Origin of the sequence: Streptomyces sp. CB00455, assembly GCF_001905445.1 — a bacterium.
Classification (GTDB): domain Bacteria; phylum Actinomycetota; class Actinomycetes; order Streptomycetales; family Streptomycetaceae; genus Streptomyces.
This window is the reverse complement of sequence record NZ_LIVQ01000016.1, coordinates 16,376-40,910: the sequence shown is the minus strand read 5'-3', so window position 1 is coordinate 40,910 and position 24,535 is coordinate 16,376. Positions and strand designations below refer to the sequence as shown.

General features: G+C 69.3%; 18 protein-coding genes and 2 pseudogenes. 10 read left to right on the top strand and 10 right to left on the bottom strand.

Annotated elements, in window-relative coordinates:
* Window positions 1–667 precede the first annotated feature (667 nt).
* Together AMK16_RS33480 and AMK16_RS38705 are read left to right on the top strand one after the other, a co-directional pair.
* Window positions 668–7,471 carry an RHS repeat-associated core domain-containing protein gene (locus tag AMK16_RS33480; RefSeq protein WP_073921108.1) on the top strand — a complete coding sequence of 2,268 codons (6,804 nt, stop codon included), beginning with the start codon at window positions 668–670 and terminating at the stop codon, window positions 7,469–7,471.
* Window positions 7,468–7,917: a DUF6896 domain-containing protein gene (locus AMK16_RS38705; RefSeq protein WP_443333635.1), complete on the top strand. Its 450-nt coding sequence runs from the start codon at window positions 7,468–7,470 to the stop codon at window positions 7,915–7,917. Before AMK16_RS33480 ends, AMK16_RS38705 begins: the two co-directional genes overlap by 4 nt.
* Before the next feature lie 113 nt (window positions 7,918–8,030).
* Here the strand turns inward: AMK16_RS38705 and AMK16_RS33475 are convergent, their stop codons facing one another.
* The 5 genes and pseudogenes from AMK16_RS33475 to AMK16_RS37950 form a co-directional block, all read right to left on the bottom strand.
* On the bottom strand, window positions 8,031–9,146 hold the full coding sequence (locus AMK16_RS33475; RefSeq protein ID WP_242439054.1) for a tyrosine-type recombinase/integrase: 1,116 nt from the start codon (window positions 9,144–9,146) through the stop codon (window positions 8,031–8,033).
* 158 nt (window positions 9,147–9,304) lie between these two features.
* Window positions 9,305–9,832 (bottom strand): annotated as a pseudogene (locus tag AMK16_RS33470) (aldo/keto reductase); the annotation flags it as partial.
* Window positions 9,732–12,473 (bottom strand): RNaseH domain-containing protein, encoded by a 2,742-nt coding sequence (locus AMK16_RS33465; RefSeq protein ID WP_073921107.1) that lies wholly within the window; start codon window positions 12,471–12,473, stop codon window positions 9,732–9,734. The gene AMK16_RS33465 and the pseudogene AMK16_RS33470, both read right to left, overlap by 101 nt.
* Before the next feature lie 259 nt (window positions 12,474–12,732).
* Window positions 12,733–13,353: a hypothetical protein gene (locus tag AMK16_RS37955; protein ID WP_242439053.1), complete on the bottom strand. Its 621-nt coding sequence runs from the start codon at window positions 13,351–13,353 to the stop codon at window positions 12,733–12,735.
* Window positions 13,354–13,529: 176 nt separating this feature from the next.
* Window positions 13,530–13,973: a helix-turn-helix domain-containing protein gene (locus tag AMK16_RS37950; RefSeq protein WP_242439052.1), complete on the bottom strand. Its 444-nt coding sequence runs from the start codon at window positions 13,971–13,973 to the stop codon at window positions 13,530–13,532.
* Window positions 13,974–14,457: 484 nt separating this feature from the next.
* Between AMK16_RS37950 and AMK16_RS33455 the strand changes: the two genes are divergently transcribed.
* Together AMK16_RS33455 and AMK16_RS33450 are read left to right on the top strand one after the other, a co-directional pair.
* Window positions 14,458–14,697, top strand: coding sequence for a DUF397 domain-containing protein (locus AMK16_RS33455; RefSeq protein WP_073921106.1), 240 nt, complete (start codon window positions 14,458–14,460; stop codon window positions 14,695–14,697).
* A 116-nt stretch (window positions 14,698–14,813) separates the two neighbouring features.
* Entirely contained in the window at window positions 14,814–15,749 is a 936-nt protein-coding gene (locus AMK16_RS33450) for a helix-turn-helix domain-containing protein (protein WP_206780528.1), read from the top strand.
* Here AMK16_RS33450 and AMK16_RS33445 read toward each other — a convergent pair.
* The 3 genes from AMK16_RS33445 to AMK16_RS33435 all read right to left on the bottom strand — a co-directional run bounded on the left by AMK16_RS33445 (window position 15,746) and on the right by AMK16_RS33435 (window position 17,726).
* Window positions 15,746–16,537: an SAM-dependent methyltransferase gene (locus AMK16_RS33445; protein WP_073921104.1), complete on the bottom strand. Its 792-nt coding sequence runs from the start codon at window positions 16,535–16,537 to the stop codon at window positions 15,746–15,748. The genes AMK16_RS33450 and AMK16_RS33445 overlap by 4 nt on opposite strands.
* Window positions 16,538–16,781: 244 nt before the next feature.
* Window positions 16,782–17,249, bottom strand: coding sequence for a hypothetical protein (locus AMK16_RS33440; protein ID WP_143196931.1), 468 nt, complete (start codon window positions 17,247–17,249; stop codon window positions 16,782–16,784).
* A 219-nt stretch (window positions 17,250–17,468) separates the two neighbouring features.
* Window positions 17,469–17,726 (bottom strand): hypothetical protein, encoded by a 258-nt coding sequence (locus AMK16_RS33435; RefSeq protein WP_073921102.1) that lies wholly within the window; start codon window positions 17,724–17,726, stop codon window positions 17,469–17,471.
* A gap of 744 nt (window positions 17,727–18,470) precedes the next feature.
* Here AMK16_RS33435 and AMK16_RS37945 point away from each other — a divergent pair.
* Window positions 18,471–18,764, top strand: a complete 294-nt coding sequence (locus tag AMK16_RS37945) for a hypothetical protein (RefSeq protein WP_242439051.1) — start codon at window positions 18,471–18,473, stop codon at window positions 18,762–18,764.
* A gap of 430 nt (window positions 18,765–19,194) precedes the next feature.
* Here AMK16_RS37945 and AMK16_RS37940 read toward each other — a convergent pair whose 3' ends face one another.
* On the bottom strand, window positions 19,195–19,746 hold the full coding sequence (locus AMK16_RS37940) for an excalibur calcium-binding domain-containing protein (RefSeq protein ID WP_242439050.1): 552 nt from the start codon (window positions 19,744–19,746) through the stop codon (window positions 19,195–19,197).
* 393 nt (window positions 19,747–20,139) lie between these two features.
* On the opposite strand from AMK16_RS37940, the pseudogene AMK16_RS37930 reads away from it, so the two are divergent.
* Window positions 20,140–20,338, top strand: a pseudogene (locus tag AMK16_RS37930) (PfkB family carbohydrate kinase); the annotation flags it as partial.
* Window positions 20,339–20,615: 277 nt separating this feature from the next.
* On the opposite strand, the gene AMK16_RS33415 reads toward AMK16_RS37930, so the two are convergent.
* Window positions 20,616–20,804, bottom strand: coding sequence for a hypothetical protein (locus AMK16_RS33415; protein ID WP_073921101.1), 189 nt, complete (start codon window positions 20,802–20,804; stop codon window positions 20,616–20,618).
* Between the two features lie 301 nt (window positions 20,805–21,105).
* Here AMK16_RS33415 and AMK16_RS33410 point away from each other — a divergent pair, with 301 nt between their 5' ends.
* The 4 genes from AMK16_RS33410 (at window position 21,106) to AMK16_RS33395 (ending at window position 23,928) form a co-directional block, all read left to right on the top strand.
* Window positions 21,106–22,539, top strand: coding sequence for a PP2C family protein-serine/threonine phosphatase (locus AMK16_RS33410; protein ID WP_242439049.1), 1,434 nt, complete (start codon window positions 21,106–21,108; stop codon window positions 22,537–22,539).
* Window positions 22,536–22,907, top strand: coding sequence for an STAS domain-containing protein (locus AMK16_RS33405; protein ID WP_073921099.1), 372 nt, complete (start codon window positions 22,536–22,538; stop codon window positions 22,905–22,907). The genes AMK16_RS33410 and AMK16_RS33405 overlap by 4 nt, the downstream gene beginning before the upstream one ends.
* Before the next feature lie 395 nt (window positions 22,908–23,302).
* Entirely contained in the window at window positions 23,303–23,566 is a 264-nt protein-coding gene (locus AMK16_RS33400; RefSeq protein ID WP_073921098.1) for a hypothetical protein, read from the top strand.
* A complete protein-coding gene (locus AMK16_RS33395; protein WP_073921097.1) occupies window positions 23,563–23,928 on the top strand; it encodes a hypothetical protein in 366 nt (121 codons plus the stop codon). Before AMK16_RS33400 ends, AMK16_RS33395 begins: the two co-directional genes overlap by 4 nt.
* Window positions 23,929–24,535: the final 607 nt, after the last annotated feature.

The following is a 24,535-nucleotide window of genomic DNA, read 5'->3' as shown; positions in this document are numbered from 1 at the left end:
TTTTTCTTCACGACTGCAATCCTGTCAACGCATTTCGGGCGACGTGTGTCCGTTTTGGGGGGCGAACATCCGCGATACCCGATGAGTGACATGAGTCACGCCAGGGGAATCTGAGACTCCGCTGATAAATCGAACGGACAGTACGTAAGGTGCGTGTGCTCCGGATCCCGTCGGCCCGGACTTTGCGCTTTCTGTGTCCTGTGGGGGGATTCGGTTGTCTCGTAGACGTGGTTTCTTCGTGCGCTTGCGCCCGGGGCGGTCGCGGGTAGCGGTCGTTGCGGCGCTGGCCGTTCTGGTTTCCGGATTCGGGCTGCCCGTGGTCGAGGCGGCGGATAAACCGCCCGCGGTGTGGGTGCCGCCCAATACGCCGCTGCCGGAGGCGAAACCGGTCAAGGGGGCGAACGCCAAGCTTCCGGCCAAGCAGACTCAGGCTGGCCGGAAATGGATCCCAGATTCGAACAGCAAGCTTCCTTCCGGGACTGTGACCCTCGCCCTCGGTGGGAAAAGTGCTGCCCGCGGAACGCCCGGGGCCGGAGCGATTCGGGCGGGAGAGCTTCCTGTCTGGATCGCACCTGTAAATGGCGTGAATCGATCGGCAAGTCTATCCTCTCTGGCCATCGGCGGAACGGGAGCCGACTCAGGCCAGGGCGACACCCTGCACATCGACGTGAAGGACCCCGTCAAGACCCGCGCCGCCGGGGTCCACGGCGCCCTCGTCTCACTGAGCGGCGCTGCCGGCTCCGCCCTCCCGGGCAAGGTGGAGGTCGGCCTCGACGTCTCGGCATGGGCCAGGGCCGCCGGCGCCAACTGGGCCGACCGCGCCCGTTTGGTGCAGCTGCCCCCCTGTGCCTTGACCACCCCGGGCGCCCCGGGGTGCACCACTCGTACGCCCCTGGCCTCGCACCGGGACGCTTCCGGACGCCTGGTCGCGCAGGTCGACGTACCCGAGAACCGCGCGCCCTCCGCCCTGACGCGCACAGCGCAGCCCGGCGAGACCGGCAGCGCCGCGGCTGCCCCGCAGGTGCTCGCCACCCAGGACGTGGCGCTCGCGGTCGAGGCGGCCCCGAACGGCCCCAGCGGCGACTTCTCGGCCACGCCGCTGCAGCCCTCCGCCTCCTGGCAGGCCGGGGCCAACGCCGCAAACTTCACGTACGGCTACACCGTCGAGGTCCCCAACGGCATCGCCGGCGCCGGGCCGGGCATCTCCCTCGGCTACGACTCCTCCTCCGTGGACGGGCGCACCGCATCGACCAACGCGCAGGCCGGCCCGTTCGGCGAGGGCTGGGAGTGGAGCCCCGGCTCGGTCTCCCGCTCGTACAAGGGCTGCAAGGACGCGGGGATCAAGGACTCGGGCGACGAGTGCTGGGCCGGCGACATCCTCTCGCTGAACCTCGCCGGGCACTCCGGGCAGATCGTCCGCGACGACACCACGTGCGTGTACCGCCTCGAGGGCGACGACGGCACGAAGATCGAGCGGCTGACCGGCCAGCGCAACCCCGCCTGGAAGGGCGAGGCGTTCAAGGTCACCACCACCGACGGCACGCAGTACTACTTCGGCTCCAACCGCCTCCCCGGCGGTGACGGCACCGACCCCGAGGCCAAGTCGGTCTCGACCGTGCCGGTGTACTTCAACAGCGGCCAGGACAAGTGCCTCGGCGCCGCCACCCCGGCCAACGGCTCCTGGCAGCAGCTCGGCTGGCAGTGGAACCTCGACTACGTCGTCGACCCGCACCAGAACCTCATCACCTACCGCTACGAGCAGGAGGACAACTACTACGGCCGTGGCGGCGGCCAGAACAACGGCACCGGCACCTCCACCAAGTACCAGCGGGGCAGCTATCCCACCCGGGTCGGCTACGGCCAGCGCCTGCCCGACCAGATCGCCGCCAAAGGCGCCGCCAAACCCGCGGCGCAAGTGTGGCTGGACACCGCCGAGCGCTGCTTCGCAGCCGGCCCCATCACCTGCGCTCCGGCGCAGCGCACCAAGGCCAACGCCAAGTCCTGGCCCGACACCCCCGTCGACCAGGAATGCGCGGCCACGGGCCAGTGTCTGAACCTCTCCCCCACCTACTTCACGACCAAGCGCACCACGAAGATCAACACCGAGGTGCTGGCCGGCAGCAGCTACCGACCGGTCGACACCTACGTCCTCAGCCAGTCCTTCCAGGACCCCGGTGACGGCACCTCCCCCACGCTGTGGCTCGACTCGATCGTCCGCAAGGCCTCCAACGGCATGCCGGAGCAGGCGCTGCCCGCGGTCTCCTTCCAGCCGCTCCAGATCCCCAACCGCGTCGACGGCGTGGTCAAACGCCCCGACGGCACGGAAGCCTCGGCGCCGCGCTACTACCGGCCCCGCATCCAGAAGATCACCACCGAGACCGGCGGCCTGATCAACGTCGTCTACAAGGCGCCGGAGTGCTCCCGCAACAAGGGCACGATGCCGTCCGCCGAGGACGCCAACACCATGGCCTGCATGCCGGTCAAGTGGTACCTGCCCGGCCAGTCCTACGCGGACCCCGTGAGCGACTGGTTCAACAAGGTCGTGGTCCAGTCGGTCACCCAGCAGGACATGGTCGCCGGCCAGGTCACCACCGTCACGGACTACGAGTACGGCGGCGGCATCGCCTGGCACCGCAACGACTCCGAGTTCACCGACCCCAAGACCCGCACCTGGGACCAGTTCCGCGGCTTCGCCACCGTCACCACCCGCACCGGCAACGGCAACGCCGCAGAGGCCCCGCGCACCAAGAGCGTGGCCCTGTACCTGCGCGGCATGGACGGCGACGTCCTCGCCAACGGCAGCAAGCGCAGCGTCACCGTCGCCGACGCGCAGGGCGGCACCATCAAGGACGAGAACGTCCTGTCCGGACGGGTCCGCCAGACCGTAACCTACGACCGCGATGGCGGGAGCGTGGTGTCTGACGAGGTCACCACCCCCTGGCTGGGCAAGAACGCCACCGCGACGCGCACCCAGTCGGGCGGCCTGCCGGCCATCACGGCCCGCGCGCAGAACACCGCCAAGGTCACCACCCGCGCCAAGCTCGCGGACGGCACCTGGCGTACCAGCGAGCGCACCTCCGAGTACGACGACACCCTCTTCTCCCGGCCCACCGTCGTCGACGACAAGAGCGACCTGTCCCGGCCCGACCAGCGCCTGTGCACCACCTTCGAGTACGCGGCCGGCCCCGGCGGCGCCCTCAGCGAGCTGGTCTCCCGCACCCTGGTCCTCAAGGGCGCCTGCGGCCAGACCCCGACGACCGCCAACATCGTCGGCGACACCCTGACCGCCTTCGACAATCAGCCCGCCGGGCAGGCCGGAGCCACGGCGGACCAGACCGGCACCTCGGTCCTGGAGGCGTACGACGCCGCGGGCAAGCCGGTCTACCGCCTCAACTCGACCTCCACGTACGACGCCTACGGGCGCGTCATCGGCAACACCAACAAGACCCGTAAGGACGCCGCCCACCCCGACGGTGCGCTGACCACCACGCAGTACACGCCGGCCATCGGCGCCCTGCCCACCGAAGTCACCCACACCAACCCGCTCGGCTGGAAGACCACCACCACCCTCGACGCTGGCCGCTCGCTCCCGCTCAAGACCACCGACGAGAACAAGCACGTCGCCGAACGCGAGTACGACGCCTTCGGCCGGATCACCGCCGTCTGGCAACCGGGCCAGGAGAAGGCGAACGCCGCCCTGCCCGTGCGCAAGTACGCCTACGCGATGAACGGGACGAACGCGCCGTCCAGCGTCCTGAGCCAGGCTCTGATGAACGACAACTCGTACACGTCCAGCTACACCGTCTACGACGGGCTCGGACGCATCCGCCAGACCCAGGCGAACCCCGCCTCCGGGACCACGGGCCGCCTGATTACGGACGCGTTCTTCGACTCCCACGGCTGGCAGGCCAAGACCAGCGCCGCCTACTACAACGACGAGGCCCGGCCCTCCGGCACCCTCTTCTTGCCCAACGGCGGCGTCAACCCCGACAGCAAGCTGCCCGCGCAGACAGTCTCAGTCTTCGACGGCCTGGGCCGGACCACCGCCTCGATCTTCCAGTCCTACGGCGTCGAGCAGTGGCGCTCGAAGACGGAGTACCCGGGCGCCGACGAGACCCGCACCATCCCGCCGAACGGCGGCTACGCGACGGCAACCATCAGCAACGGCACCACCTCGCTGCTGCGCCAGTACAAGGCCAACACCCCCACCGGCCCGTACGACGAGACGACGTACGAGTCCAACACGCAGGGCCAGGAGCTGCGCCGCAAGGACGCCGCAGGAAACGAGTGGACCTTCGCCTACGATCTCCTCGGCCGCGTGGTGAAGACCACCGACCCGGACGCCGGCACCAGCACCACGGTCTACGACGACGGCAAGAACCTCACCACCGTCACCGACGGCCGGAACAAGAGCGCCACCACGGTCACGGACCTGCTCGGCCGCCCCGTCGCGACGTACGAGGGCACGACGGTCGACCCGGCCAAGCAGGTGGGTGCCTTCTCCTACGACACCAAGGCCCTCGGTAAGCCGTCCACGAGCACCCGCTACGTCGGCGGAGCCGCCGGCAGCGCCTACGTCTCCGAAGTCACCGGCTATGACGCCGGTTACCGCCCCCTCGGTACCAAGACCACCATCCCGGCCGTCGAGAAGGCGCTGGCAGGCACCTACGAGACCAAGAACACCTACGACGCATACGGCCAGCTGGCGACCACCGAGCTTCCCGGCGTTCCGAAGGCCGGACTCGGCGTCGAGAGCATGGCGTTCTCCATGGACGCCGCGGGCAACCTCACAGCGTTCGACGGCACGATCGGCACGAGCCGCTCCCCGTACGTGGTGGACCTGCGGCGTGACCCGTACGGCAACGTCATCCGCACCACGGTCGGCAAGAGCGCCAAGCAGATCGTCTCCACGGTCGCCTACGACATCGCGACCGGCCGGCAGATCCGCTCGACCCTCGACAAGCAGACCGACGCGACATCCAGCGTCGACGTCGTCGACTACACCTACAACCAGGTCGGCCAGCTGACCTCGATCGGCAACACCCAGGACGGCGCCAAGCGCGACCTGCAGTGCTTCACGCACGACTACCTCGGCCGGCTGACCCAGGCCTGGACCGACACCGGCACCCAGACCACGGTCCCTCAGCCCAGCGTCCCCAGCATCGGCGGCTGTGCGAATGCCGGCGGCCCGGCGGTCGACGGTGCCGGCAAGCCCAGCGTGGGCGGCCCGACGCCGTACTGGCAGCAGTACGAGTACGACCTTCTCGGCAACCGCACCAAGCTGGTCAAGAAGGACGTCACCGGCAACGCGGCCAAGGACACCACGGTCACCCAGACCTTCGGCGGCCGCCAGAACACGGGCAGCGGCACGGGCGGCCCGCACGCCCTGATGAACTCCACGGAGACCAGCCCCTCCGGCACGAAGGTGACCTCGTACACCTACGACGCCGGCGGCAACACCGCCTCCATCACCAGCACCCCGGGTACCAAGACCCTGACCTGGAACGACCAGGGCAAGCTCGACAAGATCACCGGCACCGGCCAGAGTGCCGGCACCAGCTACCTCTACGACACGGGCGGCAACCAGCTCATCCGCCGCGACCCGGGCAGCACCACGCTCAGCCTCGGCACCGACCAGATCACGCTCGACACCGTCACGGGCAAGGTCACCGACATCCGTACGTACGCGGCCCCCGGCGGTCTGTCCGTCACCCGCACCACCACCGGCGGCACGTCCACCCTCGCCTACCAGTGCTCCGACCACCACGGCACCGGGGGCGTCCAGTTCAACGCCGCCGACCTGGCCCAAGTCCGGCGCTCCTCCGACCCCTTCGGCAACGACCGCGGCACCCCGCCCGCTCCGGGCGCGTGGGCCGGCGACAAGGGCTTCATCGGCGGCACGAAGGAGACATCGACCGGCTTCACCCTTCTGGGCGCCCGCGAGTACGACCCGACGACGGGCCGCTTCATCAGCCCGGACCCGATCATCGACGCGGGCGATCCGCAGCAGTGGAACGCGTACGCGTACTCCAACAACAACCCCGTCAACTCATCCGACCCGACCGGCCTCAAGAACGCCTGTGACTTCCCTGAGGAGTGCGCAAACAACCACGCCGATGGCCTCGACAAGCCGTACATCTACAACCCTCCCAGCAGCGGGGATGACGGACAGACCGCGCTGAACAACGCCCACGGACAGCTCAACAACGCCAAGAAGCGCCGGGACCACCTGCTCCACGAGGTCATCAACATCGTCGGTGACCTGATCGGTTACAACGACGCCCGCGACTGCTTCACCAAGGGCGACGCGATGGCCTGCATCAACACGGCGCTGAACTTCGTCCCCTGGGGCAAGATCGCCAAGGCCATCAGGGTCGGCATCAAGGCCTTCAAGGTCTACAAGGAGCTGAACAAGGCCTACGACGCCGTCCACGAGGCGGAACGCGGAGTGGCCCGCGCGGCAGAAGCGATGACCCGGGCCAAGACAGCAGCCAAGGAAGCCCGCGCAGCCGAGGCCAAGGCAGCCGAATCAGCCTCCCAGAAAGCCGGCAAGGAGACCGCGGGCGACAGCGCAGGCACGGAAGCCAAATCCACCCGAGAGGCATCCGACGCCGAAGCGGGGGCCGCCGACTCTGTCGAGTCCCACAGCAACGGCGGCGCAGACACCGAGACCACCGTCTCCTGCGAGCTCAACAGCTTCCCGACCGGCACCCGCGTCCAGATGGCCGACGGCACCACCAAGGAAATCCAGGACGTCCGCGTCGGCGACACCGTCCTCGCGACCGACCCACAGACCGGCGAAACCCGTCCCCAGCGGGTGACCGACACCATCACCACCCCCGACGACAAAGACTTCACCGACCTCACCCTCACCGACGAATCCAACCCCCGCGCCCCGCCCGTCCAGCTCACCTCCACCCTCCACCACCCGCACTGGAACGACACCCGCCACCAGTGGGTCGACGCGGGCGACTTCAACCCGGGTGACCACCTCCACCGCCCCGACGGCACCACCCTCACCGTCAAAACGAAGCGCAACTACCCCTACGCAGTCACCACGCACAACCTCACCGTCAACAACTTCCACACGTACTATGTGCTGGCCGGGGCTACGCCGGTCCTCGTTCACAACTGCGGAACAGCAGATCCTCACAGTCTCAAGCGAACCGAGGCGCTTTCCGGTAACGCATCCAAGCGGAACGTGGACAATCTGACGGCGTCCATGAAGGAAGGCGGCTGGCAGGGTGGTCCGATCAAGGTTGCGCAGCATAATGATGAGCTGTACATCCTGGACGGTCACCACCGTGTCGCAGCGGCCAAGCGTGCTGGGATTGATGTCCCCTATCAGGTCGTGCCGGAAGAGGAGCTGATCGCCCGCTACTCGGGCGGCATCGACGATGTGATTACCGCATGGGCTGAAGTGGGGCCCGATAAACTCGTGAACCGTCACAAGAGGCCGGGGTACAGATGATGAGCAACGCTTCCGCCGAGGTGACGGAGTATGTTGAGACCCTCGCTCGTGTTCAAGCGGAAGTCTTGCGAAGTCTCCCTGACCTGGGTTCGAGCCTGGCAGCGATCGTGAGGCGTGTGCGTACAGGCCAGCTGTCAAAGTCTGGATCAATCTCGGGTGGGATCGAGTACGCGGTACACGGCGACGGTTGCCTGTTTGTTTCGAGCGATGGTCGGGAAATCGATATCGATTTCCTTATCGACGGAACCCCTGTATTCGATTCGTGGCGGATTGAGAGATTCTCCGCGAGTCGGGGGATTGCATCGAAGGTCACGGCAGATGAGTTGACCCGGGAGTGCCGTCTAATGGCTTCATCCGGGACTCTCGAAGAGGTCAGTGAAGGATGGTTCTCGGTGAAACCCGAGCAATCTACTGATGGTCGGCTGATAGGCGATAGTCAAGACTAACGCGGCGACCAAGTTGCAATAGAGCAGGTAATGCATGAGGCCCCACCGGTCGATCTTCCGGTGGGGCCTCTGGCGCGTGCTGGAGTGTCTGACGGCAGTAGTTGACGGCAACGTCAGCGGATGGGTGCTGCGCAGGGCGGCGGTTCGTCACGGTCGTCGGGTTGGCTGGTGGTCTCGTCGGAGCGCCGGAGGGTGCGGCCGAGGAGGTCGATGGCGTCGCGTTGGAGGCGGAGTCTGACGTGGGCGTAGACGGTGGCGGTGACGCCGATGTGGGCGTGGCCGAGGAGTTCTTTGATCACGATGAGTTCGACGCCTTGCTCCAGGAGGAGGGTGGCGGTGGAGTGGCGTAGGTCGTGGAAGCGGATGCGGCGGAGCCCTGCCCGATCGAGGAGGGCGCGGAAGTGGCGATTGAGGTTCGCGGGATCGATCGGCCCTCCTGCCCGAGTGCTGAAGACGAGGCCGTTGTCCCTCCAGTCGTCCGCTGCCGCCTCTCGTTCTCCTTCCTGTACCTCACGGTGTTCCTTGAATGACTGGATGCACTCGCTGGGGAGGGCGATGCGTCGTTCGGAGGCTCGGGTCTTGGTGGGCAGGACGGTGAGCCCGCCGGTCTGGGTGCGCTGGAGGGTACGGCGAATGCTGGCAGTGCCCTTCTGGAGGTCGAGGTCTTCCCACTGAAGGCCGAGGAGTTCGCCCTTGCGGAGTCCCGTTCGGAGGGCGAGTTCGTACAGCGCGAACAGGCGGTGATTGCGAACAGCAGCGAGGAACTGGCGGGCTTCGTCTGCCGTGAGCGGTTCGAACCGACGGGGGCGCGGCGTACCCGTGCGGACGTTGCGGGCGACATTGCGTGTGATCTCCTCCTCGCGGACGGCGTGCTCCAGGGCGGACTTGAGGACGGAGTGGATGTACGCCAGCGTCAGCGGGGAGAGCCGCTTGGAGCAGCACGCTCCGGCGGCGCAGCAACGGGGCTGATCACGGCCGGCATCGATGCTGCGGGCGCAGCACTGGCAGGTGGTGCGGACCTGGTTGAGCCAGGTACGGACGTCCTTGGCGGCGAGCTTGGCGAGCTTCTTCTTGCCCAGGCCGGGGATGAGGTGCTGGTGGACGCAGGCGGTGTAGCGGGTGTGGGTGTTCTCGCGGAGCTGGTGCCGGGAACGCGGTCGCGTGGCCGCAGACCCTTCTGCCGACGCCCTGCGGTATGCAGGTTCCGGCGGGCTCGTTCTTCCGGGCACACGCGAACGTCTCCGGCTGCATGAGCGCCGCACCACCACGGGGACCGGTCAGTCTCCAGCGGAACACAGCCGAATGTCCCGGACCTGTTCTCGTACTGGCCGCAGCGAACGACATGCAGGGCTGCGCAGCGGAACGGGGGCGGTGAGGCGCGGCGGGTTTAGCTGTTGACGAAGGTGAGGCTGGTGGCGTCGTAGCGGGTGCCTGCGACCTGCTCGGGCGGGGCGGCCGCCTCGATGGCGGCGAGCTCCTCCGGGGACAGCTCGACGGCCAGGGCGGCGAGGTTCTCCTCCAGGTAGCGCTGGCGCCGGGTGCCGGGGATCGGCACCACGTCGTCGCCCCGGTGCTGCACCCATGCCAGGGCGAGCTGGCCGGTGGTGACCCCCTTCGCCGCAGCCAGCTCGTTCAGCTTCGCAACGATCGTCAGGTTCCGTTCGAGGTTGCCGTCGGCGAAGCGCGGCTGGCTGCGCCGCACGTCGGTCTCCGCCAGCCCTTCGACCGAACTGTACTGGCCGGTCAGGAAGCCGCGTCCGAGCCGGCGAGTGAGACCACCGAGGCCCACCAGCATGCGCCGAAGTGGGCCGCGTTCAGTCCTCGACTTCGGAGTCTGCATCGACGGTGCGCCGGTATTCCCAATGGTTCTTGTCCATCTGAATGCCAAGGTGGATGGGGGCTGGGTAGCGGGTGCGGTGGTTCCAGTGCAAGGCGTGGTCGCACAGGCGGGCCGCCGCCAGGCCGTAGGTGAGTGGTGCGTGGTCGTCGGGAGCGTGGAGCACGCTGATTTCCGTTGCGGTGTGGCTGTACCAGGTTTCGGCTTGTTCCGCAGCGGAGGTGCTGGCCCACCGTGAGTACTTCTCGCCTGCGCGGGCGTAGCGGGAGCTACCGATGTATTGCTGGGGCAAGTTGCACAGGATGAACGTGTTGGTGGTGCTCTCCATTTGGAACAGGCCGGTGGCGAGCTTGCCCTCGTGGGTCTCGACGGAGGTCTCGTCGGTGTAGTCAAGTCGTTCGACGAGGGCGGGCGAGGCTACGTGGTCGCTGCCGGCGGTGACGCGCAGGACGGCCCGGGGGCGATGGTCGGCGGGGAGGGCGAAGCCGGGCAGTGCGGGACGCCCGTCAAGGGTGCCGTCGGGGCCGGGGGCGCGGCCCAGGTGGCGGTTGGCCAGCAGCGGCCAGATGCTGCGAGCCTGGTCGCCGGAGACGTAGACGATGTAGCCCGTGGCGGTGCCGGCGTAGGCGCCGAGGTCCCACAGGGCCCGGTCGATGGAGCGGGGCAGCTGTGCGTCCCTGCGGCGACCGTCGGGCAGGCGCCGGCTGCGGTGGAGGGTGTTGGCTGTAGCGTAGTCGAGCCAGGAGCCGCCGGGAGACTGCTCGTCGGGCAGGTAGGCCAGGGTTCGCCACAGTCCTTCAGGCCGGGGAGCGAGTGCGACGAGGGTCCAGATGAGGCGGGGATGCTCGGTGGCCGGGCCGCGGCGGCGGCCTCGCTGCTCGCGCAGGTGCAGGCCGACGTGGACGAGGGGTTCTTTGAGGCCGTGGGGGCCGTAGGCCAGGGCGTCCGTAAGGCGAGGGTGGACCAGGCCTGCGGTGCGGTGGAGGTCGGCGACTGCCATGTGGCCGCGGTGGTCGCCTGCGAGTTCGCTGCCCAACTGGTCGAGGGCGGTGGTGATCTTGCGGGCCTTCTTGCGCGGGTTGCGGCGTCCGGGCTTGTGGGGGGTGAGGAATTCGGTGAGCACGCCGAGGCGGGCGAGTTCGCGGCTGGCGTGAGGCTTGGCGTCGAGCTCGTACGGGTCGGTGACGGTGGCGTCGGGCTTGCGGGAGGCTCGGCGCTGGCGGGCCCAGGCCTTCGCGTCGTACTCGGTCTCGCACAGGGCAAGTAGTCGGGTGCCTTCGGGGGCGTCCAGACCTTCGAGCTGGCGGGCGAGGGCGGGGCGCTGCGCGTGGTGGTCACCGTGTCTGAGCAGTTCGTCGGCGGGCTGGAGGTATGCCTCGACGTGGTCGGTGAGCGGGACGACCTTGTTCTCCGGCATGCCGGCAGCGGCCAGGTCGGGGCGGTTGAAGTGGTAGGCGAGCAGGCGCTGCATGCGGGTGCGCTCGCTCTGGCGGCGGTACAGGACGAGGAAGCGCAGGTGTTCGCGGCCGGCGGCTGCGATGATCTTGCTCAGGCGGGGGTCGTCGAGCAGGACGCTGTCGCGGCCCTCGGTGGTGGTGCGGCGGCTGCCGAATGGGCGTCCGGCGACGTGGTGGGTGCGCAGGAGCGGCTGTCCGAGGGCGGTGCTGGTGTGGCGGGCGAGTTCGCGGCGGGTGTGCATGCCGACGCCTTTGCCCAGGGAGAAGGTGCCGGAGAAGGAGATGAGGGCGCGCAGGGCGCCCGGTTGTCCGGCGAGGTCGCAGGCGTGGGGGGCGAGGAACTCGGTCTCATCATCGGCGCGGGGGAAGACGCTTTCGCCGTGCAGGCGAGTCCAGGCGTCCAGTGCCAGGCGGGTGGTGTGGTCCAGGTGGGTGTGCTCGCCTCTGCCGCCCAGCTGCAGTTTGAGCAGGGGGCCGTCGGCGGCACGGGGGGCGAACCAGGCGGTGCGGGCGCTTTTGAGGGTGTTGCTGAGGCGCGAGACGCGGGGCTGGATTGTGGCGACGGGGGCGTTGAGCCCGGGGTGGGATTTGACGGCTACTTCGAGGCGCAGGGTGGCGTAGTGGATCCGGGTCTTCCACGCTGGGTCCTCTTCGCCGATGGTCTCGGTGGTGTCGCCATCGCCGTAGGCGGCGCCCCAGGTGTTCGTCCACAGCAGGTCGGTGTCCCATACCTGCAGGCAGTTGGCCAGGTCGGGCCGGAAGCGGACGGTCTTACCGTCGATCTGCCAGGGCTGGGAGGCCAGCTGGTTCGCGATGGCCCAGCTGGCGGCCCTCCAGGCCCAGCCGGGGGCGTCGATGCAGGCACCGGTGCGGGTGAAGTGTTCCCACAGTGAGGTCTCCTCGGGAGTGGTGCTGGCGATGAGGTCGGCGATCTCGCTCTGGTAGGCGAAGGAGAACTGGTCGCCGTCGGTCTGCAGCAGGGCCTGCTCCCACAGGACGATCGCGGCGTGCAGGTCGTCGGGGTTCAGGGGGCGGCTGGTGGCCAGGAATTTCGGCGGGTCGGTCTTGCTTGCGGGGTACAGGTCTGCACAGGTGTAGCCGGTGGCGCGCAGGACTGTGAGCAGGCCCGTGTAGGGCAGGTTGGCCGTGGATCCGGTGATGCCGCGGTACTCCTGCCGCAGTGCCGGCCATGCGCGGCCGATCTTGTCGGGCAGGGGGTAGAGGAAGGTGGTGCCGAGGAGATTCTCATTTGGTATGCGCATCCCGGACGAGACCCGTGACCAACTCTCCGCGAAGTTTGCGGTGTTGTTCCGGTGGCCGGGCCAGTGCCTCGAAGGGGAGTGCGGCACCGGCCCGGCAGGTTCGCAGCAACCAGGTGCGGCCGGTGGCTGCTGCGGTGGATCAGGCCGCGCTCGGGCCGAGGCTCACGGGGCAGACCGCTCGGCTGGTGGGACCAGGGCGCGCAGCGCCTTATGGCGAGTCGGCGTTCGGTGCGGTCCAACTGGCATATGCGCCCCGACGTCAGGACACGAGCTCCATCCCGCGCACCAGCCCCGACAAGGACGCGGCCTGCGACGGGACGCCCCGGCGAACCATGTCGCCAACGAGCTCCCGGGCCATCGGGTGGGCGTGCACGTAGTGCGGTGCGCGTTGCGCGGCCGACCGCAGGGTGACCACGGCGTCGCCGGAGCGGCCCATGCGGTGCATGGCCCGTGCCTCGTCGATCCGGTAGTGGGTGATGCGCTCCCGGCTCGGCATCGCCGCCACGGCGACGTCGTCGACGAACGACAGCCCGGTGTCGGGCGCGTCGACTTCGACGCCCGCCTCGGTCGTGTGCACCAGGACGTTCGCTCGGGAGAACACGGTCTGCCACCTCAGATCGTGATGCCCGTCCGGAAGCCGACCGGAGACCTCCAGTGCGCGGGTGGCCTGGCTCCAGGCCCCGTCCGCGTCGCCGGCGCGTGCGCAGGCTACGACCTGACGCAGCACCAGGGCGCCCTCCAGTACGAGGGCGTCGGTGTCCCCCGTCGCCGAGATCGGCTCCAGAGCGCGCAGGGCGGCGTCCGCGACCGCCTGCGTCTCGCGGGCCGAACCCTGGTGGAGCAGGGCGCCGCACCGGTCCCACGCGACGGCGGCCTTCACGATCGGGTCGTCCAGCTGAGTCGCCGCCCCGGCCGCGACTTCCGCCGCGACCCACGCCAGGTCGGGCAGACCGGTCTGGTTGAGGGTCTGGCCGGCGTTGCGGGCCGCGTCGACCAGGAGCCGCAGGGCCTCGTCCCACTCGGCGGTGCCGCGCTCGTGTATCAGGATCGTGGTGTTCAGGTCCTCCAGCAGGGCGGGCAGGAGGCCTGCGACCGCGGGAAGTTCGCGCCCTGGCGGTGCCGGTTGGTGGCGGCGGCCTGGTCCCGGACACGCTGGACGTCGGCGGCCGGCCCGGACGGTACGAGACCCGGGTGTCCGGAGAGGATGAGGGAGGAGCGGCGCAGCGCCGCGCGGAGCGCGGGCACGTGCGGGACGGCGGAGCCCTGTTCGCGGCGCAGCCGGTAGGGCTGTCCGAGCAGCCACACGACGTCGACCTCGCAGACCGTGGCCACGGCCGTGATCAGGGAGTAGCGGTCCAGGGAGAGGCGGCCGGCCTCGACGTCCTCGGCCCAACGCTCCGAGCGGCCCACCAGCCCGGCCATCTCCGCCTGCGTCAGGCCTGCCGCGATCCGGGCCACACGCACGCGCGCCCCGATACCGGTGTCAGGGGGATGGGTCATGAGCGGCACCTCTCCGGTCTGCACTCCTCACGCGGACGGTACTCCCCACAGTCGACCCGCGGACACGCCAACTACCCAACATAGGCGCCCAACTTCTACGCCTCGGTCCTCTGGGGAGGCGTGGTCGGCGGACAGGCACACGCTGGTGAACAGCGCCGGTCAGTCCGGTCCCCAGGGCGGTCGCGGCGGATGAGCGGATCCGACGACAGAACGGCTCTCCCGGGCGGGCAGAGCTCCGGGTGTCTGGTTTCTCGGCCATTCTCAGCCGTTCCGCGCCCTCGGGCTAGAGACGGATTTGGAGGATTTAGTGACCGGAAAGAACGCTCTTCCGAGGGACGGCGGCCGAGCCCGGAAGGCGGATAGGCTCGTCGCTGCCCGCCGGCTGGTGAAACTTTCACGGCGATGCCAGGGAACACCGTCAGTTCCTGCCCAGCAGGCTGGGCAATGGGAAGTCTCTGCTGGTCAACAGCGATCTGGAGGTTTCATGACCAACCACTACGACAACGGGATCAACGCCATGGATTTTGAGGGGGTCGTCTGGAGGAAAGCGCGCGCGAGCGACGCGTACAACAACTGCGTTGAAATTGCACGAGTGGCAGAAGATGCCGTTGCGTTACGAAACTCCCGGTTCCCTGAAGGGCCCGCACTTGTGTTCACACGGGCGGAGATCGACGCGTTCCTCGCGGGTGCACGGGGCGGGGAGTTCGATGGCATGACCGTCTGAAAATGCTTGGCCCCGGGTTGCGTCTGTACGCGCCGGACTCCAGGATCACGGCTGGCACGGGTTCGCAATGTGACCGGGGAGAGAATGTGGCCGCTCGGCCGAGGCCGTTTGAAGTCGTGGGCGGAAGCGAGCCGATCCGGGCGCCGGAGCCGGCCTCTTCTGTCCCGCCCATCGTGCGGCGCCTGCTGGGCGCCGCACTGGTGCGGCACCGGACCGCCTACGGGCTGACCGGCGACGATGTGGTGCGCGCTGGGGCCGTCTCGTCGCCAGCGAAGCTGAGTCGCATCGAGAACGGTGCCTCGAACGTCAGGTTCAGCGAAGACGACATCAGGCGCATGCTGGACCTCTACGAGGTGCCCCGTGAGGGTGAGGAGTACCGCAGCGTGATGATGCGGGCCCAGCTCGTCCTGGACACCGAGCGGCCGTGGTGGTGGCGTCACAAGGGCGTGGTGGCCGCTGCCTTCAGCGATCTCCTGCACGTTGAGGGCCGCGCCAGCGAGATCCAGACCTACGAGGGCAACTACGTTCCCGGCCTGCTCCAGACCACCGCCTACATGAACGCCGTGTTCGAGGTTCCCAAGCTGGACGAAGCCGGCAACCGCACCGAGCTGGAACAGCGCAGGGACGTGAGGAAGCAGCGCCAGCAGCTGCTTGAGCGCACCGATCCGCCGGAGTTCACGGCCCTGATTGATGAGGCCCTGCTGCGTCGGCCGTTCGGCGGTCCGGCCGTCATGCGCGAACAGCTGCGGTATCTGTTCAGCCTCTGCGAGAACCGGGACCGGGTGCACATTCGGGTGTTCCCGACGTCGGCGTGGGGCATTTGCCCGCCCCTGACCACCGCGATGACGCTGCTCAAGCTCCCGGAGGCGGAGGGGCCCTCCGAAATGCTGTACGTGGAAGCGGCGAACGTCACCGCGGTGTGGGTGGAGGAACGTCTGCGCCTGGAGGAGCACCGGGCGTCCCTGCACGGGGTGCGCCAGCACGCGCTCGGCAAGGCTGACACGCTCCGTTTCCTCCAGGCCCGGATCGACGACCTCGTGGACCAGAGCTAGCGGACCCGCGCGACGCCGCCGAATTCGATCCATTCCCGGGTCTGCTGCCGGGGGAAGATGTCTGTATCCGGCCGCCACGTGGACACTTCCACCGGCCGTGGGTGCTCGACGAGTTCGAGGCCGTCGAACAGCGAGCGGACCTCTTCCGTGCTGCGCACCCGCCCCCAAGTGCCACCGGTGATCTCCCGCATGAACGAGGTGACCTCCTCGCGCAGGGCGGCGTCGTCGCTGGCGAGCTGGGAGATGACCATGTAGCTCCCGGCCGGAAGGCGGCGCGCGACGTTCTTGACCAGGCCCCAAGGGTCGTCTTCGTCCGGGATGCAGTGCAGGACGGACACGAACAGCGCCGCGACCGGCTGGTCGTCCTCCACCAGCCGGCGGACCTCCGGGACGGCGAAGATGCCGTCGGTGTCGCGGAAGTCGGCCCCTATGACCCAGGTATTCCGCAGGTCTTCTTCGAGCATCACCCGCCCGTGGGCGATGACAAGGGGATCGTTGTCGATGTAGACGACCCGCGCCTGCGGATGCGTCTGCCGGGCGACCTCGTGGACGTTGGGCCGGGTGGGCAGCCCGGACCCGTGGTCCAGGAAGCGGAAGACTCCCGCTTCACGGGCGAGGTAGCGCACAGCCCTCACCAGAAAGGCGCGGTTGATCCGCGCGAGTTCCCGTGTCGAGGGAGCCATCTTCAGCAGCTCGGCACAGGCGGCACGGTCGGAGGGATAATTGTCCGTGCCATCGATTAAATAGTCGTACATGCGTGCGACGCTGGGTTTGCTGACATCGATCATGGAATAGGTCGGCCCCCAGGATGGTGCCGGACCACGCAGGCGGCGGCTCCGGCCTCGACGGTAGGCACGCCATGTTAAGAGCCCGGCAGGGAAGGTGACCAGGCCCCCTCCCCTGCCGGGGTGACGCACGGGGGCGCAAACCAGCCGGGTCTTCCGCGTCCCGCATCCCGGGCGCGCGCTCCTTCAAGCCGGTCGCCTGTCGGGTTATCCGAATGCGCCGCACGCATGCGCCGGGCAATTCCCTTCAGGTTCCGGGAGCGTGCCGTGCGGCGCGGAACAGTACGTCGAACTCGCGCACCGGCAGGCCCATCGCTTCGGCGGCCTGTCGCCCGGACAGGCCCAGGTGCTCGCCGAGGATCACCGCGTCCGCCCGCCGGGCCGACTCTCCCCGGACCGGCCGGCGTCCGCCGGCCCGGGCGTTGACCAGTTCGGTGAGCAGCTGCCAGGAGATCGCGGCGGGGGCGGCGCAGGTCAGCGCCGACGCCCACAGCGGCGCGAGCTCGTCCAGCGCCGCGGCAGCCGTCTCCGCACCGGCACGGGCACTGCCGAGCCGCAGGGCCGCGTAGCGGGCATAGACGGCGTGGTGGGTGACGCAGAACGCTTCGTAGGCGAGGGCGATCACGCCACCACGTGTGGGGTGCGGCCCCTCCGAGGGTGGCAGCCCGGCGGAGGTGTGCGGGCGGGAGGCGTGAGCGGGAAAGGTGTCGGGCATCAGAACCTCGGCCGGTCGTGATCGGCGGGATGCGGACATGACGGTGCGCGGGAGTTGTCCGGTTCTCGACGCACTGCCGCACGTCCGTGGTCGAGGACGAGGGGCGTTGTCGATGGGTCGCCTGCAGCGGCGGCGGACGGCGATCCGTCGGGCACGCTGAGTCCGGAGCTCGCCTGACGGCGGCGCCGTCCCCTCATCAGGGCGACGCCGCCGCCGAGTTCAGAAGCGCCGCAGGCGCTGAAACATCACGACGCTGCGGTCGCCGAACGCAGCGGGCGCGACCATGAGCAGTACTTCCTCGGAGGCCGCTCCCTGCAGCACGGCCCAGATCGCGGCGCCCGTCAGCACGGACCCGAAACGGAGCATCACCGAAAGGGTGCTGAGGGTTTCCGTTTGCGCAGCCCAAAACAACGGAATGGTACCTTCGGGCAACGCCGGAAAAAGGGCAACAAATTTCCGGTACGCGCGTTCAATCACGGCTGTCTCTCCTTAGGTCGGATGGGCGCCCGGTCGAACGCGCAGGGTCCCGGGGGTTGCCGCCCTCGGGACCCTTTCTCGTTTCGCAGTGCGTGTCCGAGTCCAGGTCCCGAACGGTAACCACGCCGATGCCCGCACCACCACGCCGGCCGCCGGCGTGAAACTGGGGTGCGCAGAAACGGCTCCCGCGCACCCGCAGTGCCCCCACCCCCTGTAGAGCACGTTTTCGAAAACGCTGCGACAAATCCGCCAATCAAGCGATCAGATAATGCAATCGACGCATCTCCCGGTGTCGGAGCCGGGCGACCGACACGCCTTCCACGTTCACCCGAACGGAGCACATCTTCAGTTCGACGGCCGCCTCACCATGCAATTTCACAGCATCACGAGGCCGCCGGAATCCGCCTACGAGCCGCCTGCCGCCTGCACGGTCGCCCCGCCCCTCCCACATGCCCTCCGAGCAGGGCAAGCGGACAGGCGCCCCACACGACACCTCCGGCGACCGGGCAGGCGGCGTCGCACTGGCATGAAGGCCCTGCCGCCGGAGAAGCACAGCCTGACCCTGCGCATGCTCGTCAACAACCAGTCTGATCAAGAACCTGACGTTGCGCGGTCTGCCCGCGCTCGCCCCGTGCGCCCCTACCCCGTTCTCGCGGCTCCGGCCGCCCATTCCGCTCCCGCCGCCACGGTGGCACCGGTGGCCGCTGGTGTGGCGGGCCCGGCCGGGTGCGTGCTCCGTTGCCGTTGTTCGAGGCGATCGACCGGCCGCCGATGGCTGTCGAGCACCGCGAGGGCTACAGCCGGAACCTGTACAAGCACTGGAACAAGGGCCTGAACGCCAGGGATGGCTGGGACACCCGCAGGGAGGTCATCCTCGCTGAAGCCATCAAGGCGCCGCAGGTGGCGGCCGGCTGCAAGCTGACCGGCGGATCCTGGCGCTCCGCCTACGACAACATCGTGGTGACGGACGCCGCCCGCCTGGACGTCGACCACTTTGTGCCGCTCGCCGAGGTGTACGACTTTGAACAGGTGCCGTAGTCGGCGGCGCGGCGGGAGGCGTACGCGAACGACCAGAACAGCCCATACACCTTGATCGCGGTCTCCGCCGCCTCCAAACAGGAGCAAGGCCGGCAAGGACCCGGCGGAGTGGCTGTTCTCGGACGGCTCCTACCACTGCACGTACGCCGCAACCTGGGTCGGTAAGAAGCTGCGCTGGGACCTGACCGTCGACGAGAACGAGCGCCAGGCCCTCCTCGGGTTCGCCGAGGACTGCCGCAACACCGCCGTCGTCTGCGAACCCGCCCCCTGACCGACCCGAGGCAGGCCGCTGCCGGGCACGAAGAGCACGCCCCGCGCACGCCCTCCGTGTCCGGCCATCAAGACGAACTTGTGCTGCCGCCCGAAATGCCCGGGTCGGGACTTGCGTCCGGCCGGGCATCCCCGGGTCGGGCGGCTCTTGTGGTGGTGTCTACTCGCAGGCGACCCCGTCGCCGTCACGGTCGAGGTGACGCCCGTATCCGGGGTCCCCGCGGCGGATCGGGTCAGCATCAGCGGCTCGGACGTCAGTGCAGTTGCGGTAGCTGACCGCCTTGCTGGGACCGTCAGCGTTGCCGTCGTCGGGGGTGGCTCGGCCGCCGCTGCCGGAACCGGATTGTGGGCCGCCGGGGGCGGGGGGCGCCTGCCGGGGTCCTGTGGTCTTTGCCACGTCTTGGGACGGGGACAGCACGGTGGGTGCCGGCGTGGGCACGGCGACGGAAGAGGCCGACGCCGTGGCCGGAATGGGGGCGGGGGTGAGCGTCACCATCACCGTGGCCGTCGCAGTCGCGGTGGCCGTGACGGTCGGCTGCGGGGCGCCCTTGGCGTCGTCCCGCGGCTTTTGCCCACCTGGATCCGCGGCCACCAGCACGATGAACCAGACACAGGCCAGCGTGACCGTGACGGCCCTGGCCGACTTGCCCCAGCGAGCCCAGAACGCCAGCACCGCACCCAGCGGCGGAAGCACGGCCGTAGCGGCGATCACGACGGGAACAGCAAGGGCCGGATGCCAGCGGCGGCCCTCGCCCCGCGGCGGCACATCGGAAACATGAGGCTGGGACACGACTCTCCCCTGGTCGACATTCACACGGGCCCGGCCCGCCCTTCCCAGCGTGATCAAAACCGCCCGGAAGCCGGAGCCGCACCCGCCTCCTGCACTCCCAACGACGACACCCCCGCCAGAACACGCAACCCGCCGGCGCCGTTCGAGCCGCACGCCCGCCCAGGGCCAGGCGCGGCCGTCTGGGCCACGCCCCCGTCACCGAGGCCTCGGATGCACGGGCGACACGGTGGACGGAGTGGGTGAAATCCCCCTCGGCGTGGGTGAGGGCGGCGGCAATCAGCGCCGTGTTGGGGACGGCGTGGACCCAGCACGCTCATGACGGCCATCGCCCTGCTCGGCAGTACGAACATGGACGTCGTCGCCTACGTCCCCAAGGCCCCCGGCTCGGGGAGACCGTCACCGGCCACGCCTTCCGCACGGTCCCCGGCGGAAAGGGAGCCAACCGAGCCGTCACCCCCGCCCGCTGCGGCGGGAGGTGCTGATGATCGGCGCAGTCGGGGCCGCCGAGTTCGGGCGGATCTGCTGCGCCGCATGAGCATCCCCACCACCTCGGCCAACAGCGGGTGTGTACACGCCCCTGCCATGCCGCAGTCGCTGCAACAGACCAGCTGACGAACACCGGCGCCCACTCATGGTCAGTCCGGGCGGAGCTCCCTTGCTGCGGTGCCTGCGGCTTGGTGGATTTAGGCTGGAACCGGCGGCCGGCGCGGTGAGCGGCCCCCGGTCGTCACCCGTGGGCACCTGCCCCTCCCCCACTGTGCAGGTGCCCACCCCAGCATCGGCGGGCGGCACTATCCCGTGGCTGCGGCCGGACCCCCGACCAACCGGGGCACGTCCTCCACGGCCGCATCCAGACGCAGGCGCACGTACCGGATCGGATGTCGGTAGACACCACCGCGGTCGACGGAGGTGTCGGCGCTGATCTCCGCGACGAGGCCGGGCTGGACAAGGGTGGTGTCGAGGACGTCGCGGGCCCCCACACCGACGAGAACGTCACACCGGTCCAGGGATGGGCGGAGTCGGCGGGGTCAGGTGCTCGGCGAGCTCGCGGGCCGCGTCAGGACGCAGCGGGACCGTGCGGCCGACGGAACGGAGGCGTCCAGTCGGGTCGTGACGGCCGAGGGTGAGCGGGCGATCAGCCCGGCGTCCGCCATCTCCGGGGGCGGGCGGTCCGCTGTCTGTGCCATCCCGTTTGGTCCAGGTTTCTTGACGCCCGGTGGGCCGGTCTAGGCTGCGACAGTCGTCGGCCACCGAGGCCGGCGCGGCAAGGAAAGGCAAACGATGCCGCAAGCGGGACACGCGACCGGCCCGGCGGGCACGCCGGGCCGGCGAACGCTCAGTGCGGCAGACGAAGCGGCCCGGATGGACGCGGTGCGCCGCTATGACATCCTCGACACCCCGCCGGACGGTGCGTTCGACCGTGTCGCGGCGTTGGCGGCCCGGCTGTTCAAGGTGCCGGTGGCGAGCGTGACGATCGTGGATGAGGACCGGATCTGGTTCAAGGCCGCCCACGGTCTGGAAGGCGTCAGCGAGATCGTCCGGGAGCCGGGCCTGTGCGGTTCGGCGATCCTGTCCGACGAGGCACTGGTGATCCCGGACACGCTCGCCGATCCCGTCGCCTTCGACAATGGCTTGGTCGCCGGGCCGATGGGCGTCCGTTTCTATGCCGCGGCTCCGATCATCACCGGCGACGGGCACCGGCTGGGCACCGTCAACATCCTCGACACCAGGCCGCGCCTGATCACCGAGGACGACACCGCCACCCTCGCGGACCTGGCCGCGATCGTGCTGGACGAGATGGAAATGCGCCTGGCCGCCTTGAACGCCCTGCGCGCCGAGCAGGAGCGGCGCCGGGAGCAGGAGGAGGCCCGCGAGCGCGCGGAGCGCGACATGGCTGCCATTCAGGCGTTCGCCTCCACCCTTCAGCGCACTCTGCTGCCGCCGGCGCTTCCGGTGGTGCCGGGGCTGGAGCTGGCCTGCCACTACGCCACCGCCTCCCCGCAGGACGTGGGCGGCGACTTCTACGACGTCTTCCCCCTCGACGGCGTGAGGTGGGCGTTCTTCCTCGGAGACGTGTGCGGCAAGGGCCCCGAAGCCGCCGCCCTGACCTCCCTGACCCGCTACACCCTGCGCGCCGCAGCCCTGATCGACCCCGACCCCGACAAAGTCCTCACCTCGCTGAACACGGCGCTGCTGCTGGACCCGGCTGTCGGCACACGGTTCTGTACCGCCGTCTTCGGCGTCCTTGAACCGCACGAGGAGGAAGGGTTCACCGTCACGGTGGCCACCGGCGGGCACCCGCCGGCCTATCACCTGCGCGGCCAGGGGACAGTCGAAGCGGTGCAGCCCAAGGGCGGCATGCTCATCGGCGCCGTCGATGGCGCATGCTTCGCCTCCCACAGCATCCACCTCGCCCCGGGTGAAGGACTGCTCCTCTACACCGACGGGCTGACCGAGGCCCGCACCCTGGGCGGAGACATGATCGGAGAGGAGGGCTTGACCCGTTTCCTCGCCGCGCGCACCGGGCCCATCAGTGCGGCGGAGGTCATAGGGGACACCGTCGGCCTCATCGACGCCATGCCCCATGGGGCCGGTGACGATGTCGCCCTGCTGGCGTTGTCCGTCCCCCTCGCCGACGCCGCGGACGCCCTCACCACGACCGTCACCGCCCACACCATCGCCCCCGCCGGCGAGATGCCGGAGAGCCGCCCGTGACCGACTTCCGCCTCACCGCACAGCACACCGACGGCGACCTCGCCCTGGCCCACGTCGCCGGATACCTCGACATAGACACCGCCCCCCACCTGCGCACCCAGGCACTCGCCCTGATTGAACAAGGCCACCGCCACCTGATCCTGGACCTCGCAGCCGTCACCTTCTGCGACTCCTCCGGCCTCAACGCCCTGATCGGCATCTTCCGCTGCGCCAAGACCGCCGACGGCACTCTGGCCCTCGCCGCCGTCCCCGACCGCCTTCAGCGGATGCTGGACCTCACCGGCGTCAGCGCCCTGCTGCCCGCCCACCCCACCGCCGCCCACGCCCTCGTCGCGCACACCCCCAGCCAAGACAGGGCCACCGCGTAACCTCTCCCACGGTGGCCGCCAGACAAAGTGGGGGGCCGCTGCATCTGGTATTCGAGAGGGGCCCGCAGTTCGCCGCGCGTTGCCTCGAATGGCGGGTCCCTTCCCCGTGGGACCCGACAGTGACCTCGGGCGTCCTACGCACCTCGACGCCGTGTGACGCAAAAGAGCTCCGGACCGCACGGTCCGGAGCTCTTGTGTGCACGTATCCGCCTCGCTCATTTACGGCCGCTCGTTGAGAGCGCGGGCCGCGTACCGTCTTTGGAGCCGACCGGGGGCTGCGGCTGCAGCAGTTTCAGTTTCGAGCTGCGGAGGGCGTCCGGCTGGGCGGAAGAGCGATATGGCCGGTCCTTCCGTTTGCTAGCGATTGGTATCAGGGGCTAGCTATGGTGGTGGGTATGGGAAAGCAGACGAACATCCGACTGGACGAGGGCGTCAAGGCGGCCGCCGAGGAAAGGGCCAAGCGCCGCGGTTTGAGCCTGCAGGGGTACGTGGCCGATCTGATCGAGCAGGACGTGAAGGAGTCACGCGCCGCCTTCATGGCCGGCGCCGCGGCGTTCCTGGCCGCGTACACCGACCGGTTCGAGGCGGAATGCGGTGAGGACCGGTACCCCGGCCTCGCCGCAGGCCTGTCAGAGCCGGCACCGAGGGACGCCGCGTGAACCTCCGGATCGACCTCGCCTGGATCTTGGCAGTAGCCCAGCAGATCCCGGGAGACCCCCAGGTCGTCGACTACGGGGTGCCAGTCGCAGCGGAAGCACGTCATCGTGCGGAGGTCCTCGACCACGAGGTCTACCCCGAGCCGCACCACAAGGCGGCGGCTCTGCTGTGCGAGCTCGCCAGAAACCCCAGCCTGGAGGTGAGGAACCTGCTGTTCGCAGCCACGGTGACCGCGGCCTACCTGTCGGCGTGCGGACTCCCCGTGAGCCCAGGCCTGGACACCGTTCTCCCCCTGGCCCGCGCGGCACGGGACGGGCTTCCAGTGCGGGACGTCGCCGCTCAGATCAAGACCTGGACGAGCTGATCCACCCACCCGGGCAGCTCGTAGCCTGTGCCGGCACGCTCCACCATGTGCGTGGAGAAACCCAGCCCGTCAGCGACCAAACCGTACGTGCGTGGCGCTCAAGTCGCCGTCGGCCCGCAACTGCTCCAGCGAGTCACGGCCGCGACCCACTCCTCCTTCGCCACCTCCACATGGCCCGAAGTCCTCAACCGCCACTGCCACTTCCTGTGTCCAACGCCGCTCACGTTCTCGTGTCCAACGACAATCGACACACCACCCCGCCCAACCGGCCCCCGCCACCCCCGAACCGGACACGGCTGGCAGGTCGCACCGGATCCCCGACACCCTCGTCCTCGTCACGCAGCTCGCCACCTGCGCCGCACCTACCTCACCGTCGGCGACGCCGGATTCGCCGACGTCATCAGCGCCGTCGGCGCGCTCTACGACACCTGGCGCACACGACGATGAACCCGCCGAGCGCCCTCCGGGCAACGCCCCTTGTGGATGGCCCGTGGCCGCGGCGCTGCGCAGGCCTGCGGCGCCAGCTTCCGAAGTTCGGACAGGAGCCGCCGGTGCGCGCAGCAGTGCGGGCCGTCGCCCGGTGGGGCGACGGCCCGTGCTCGTGTGC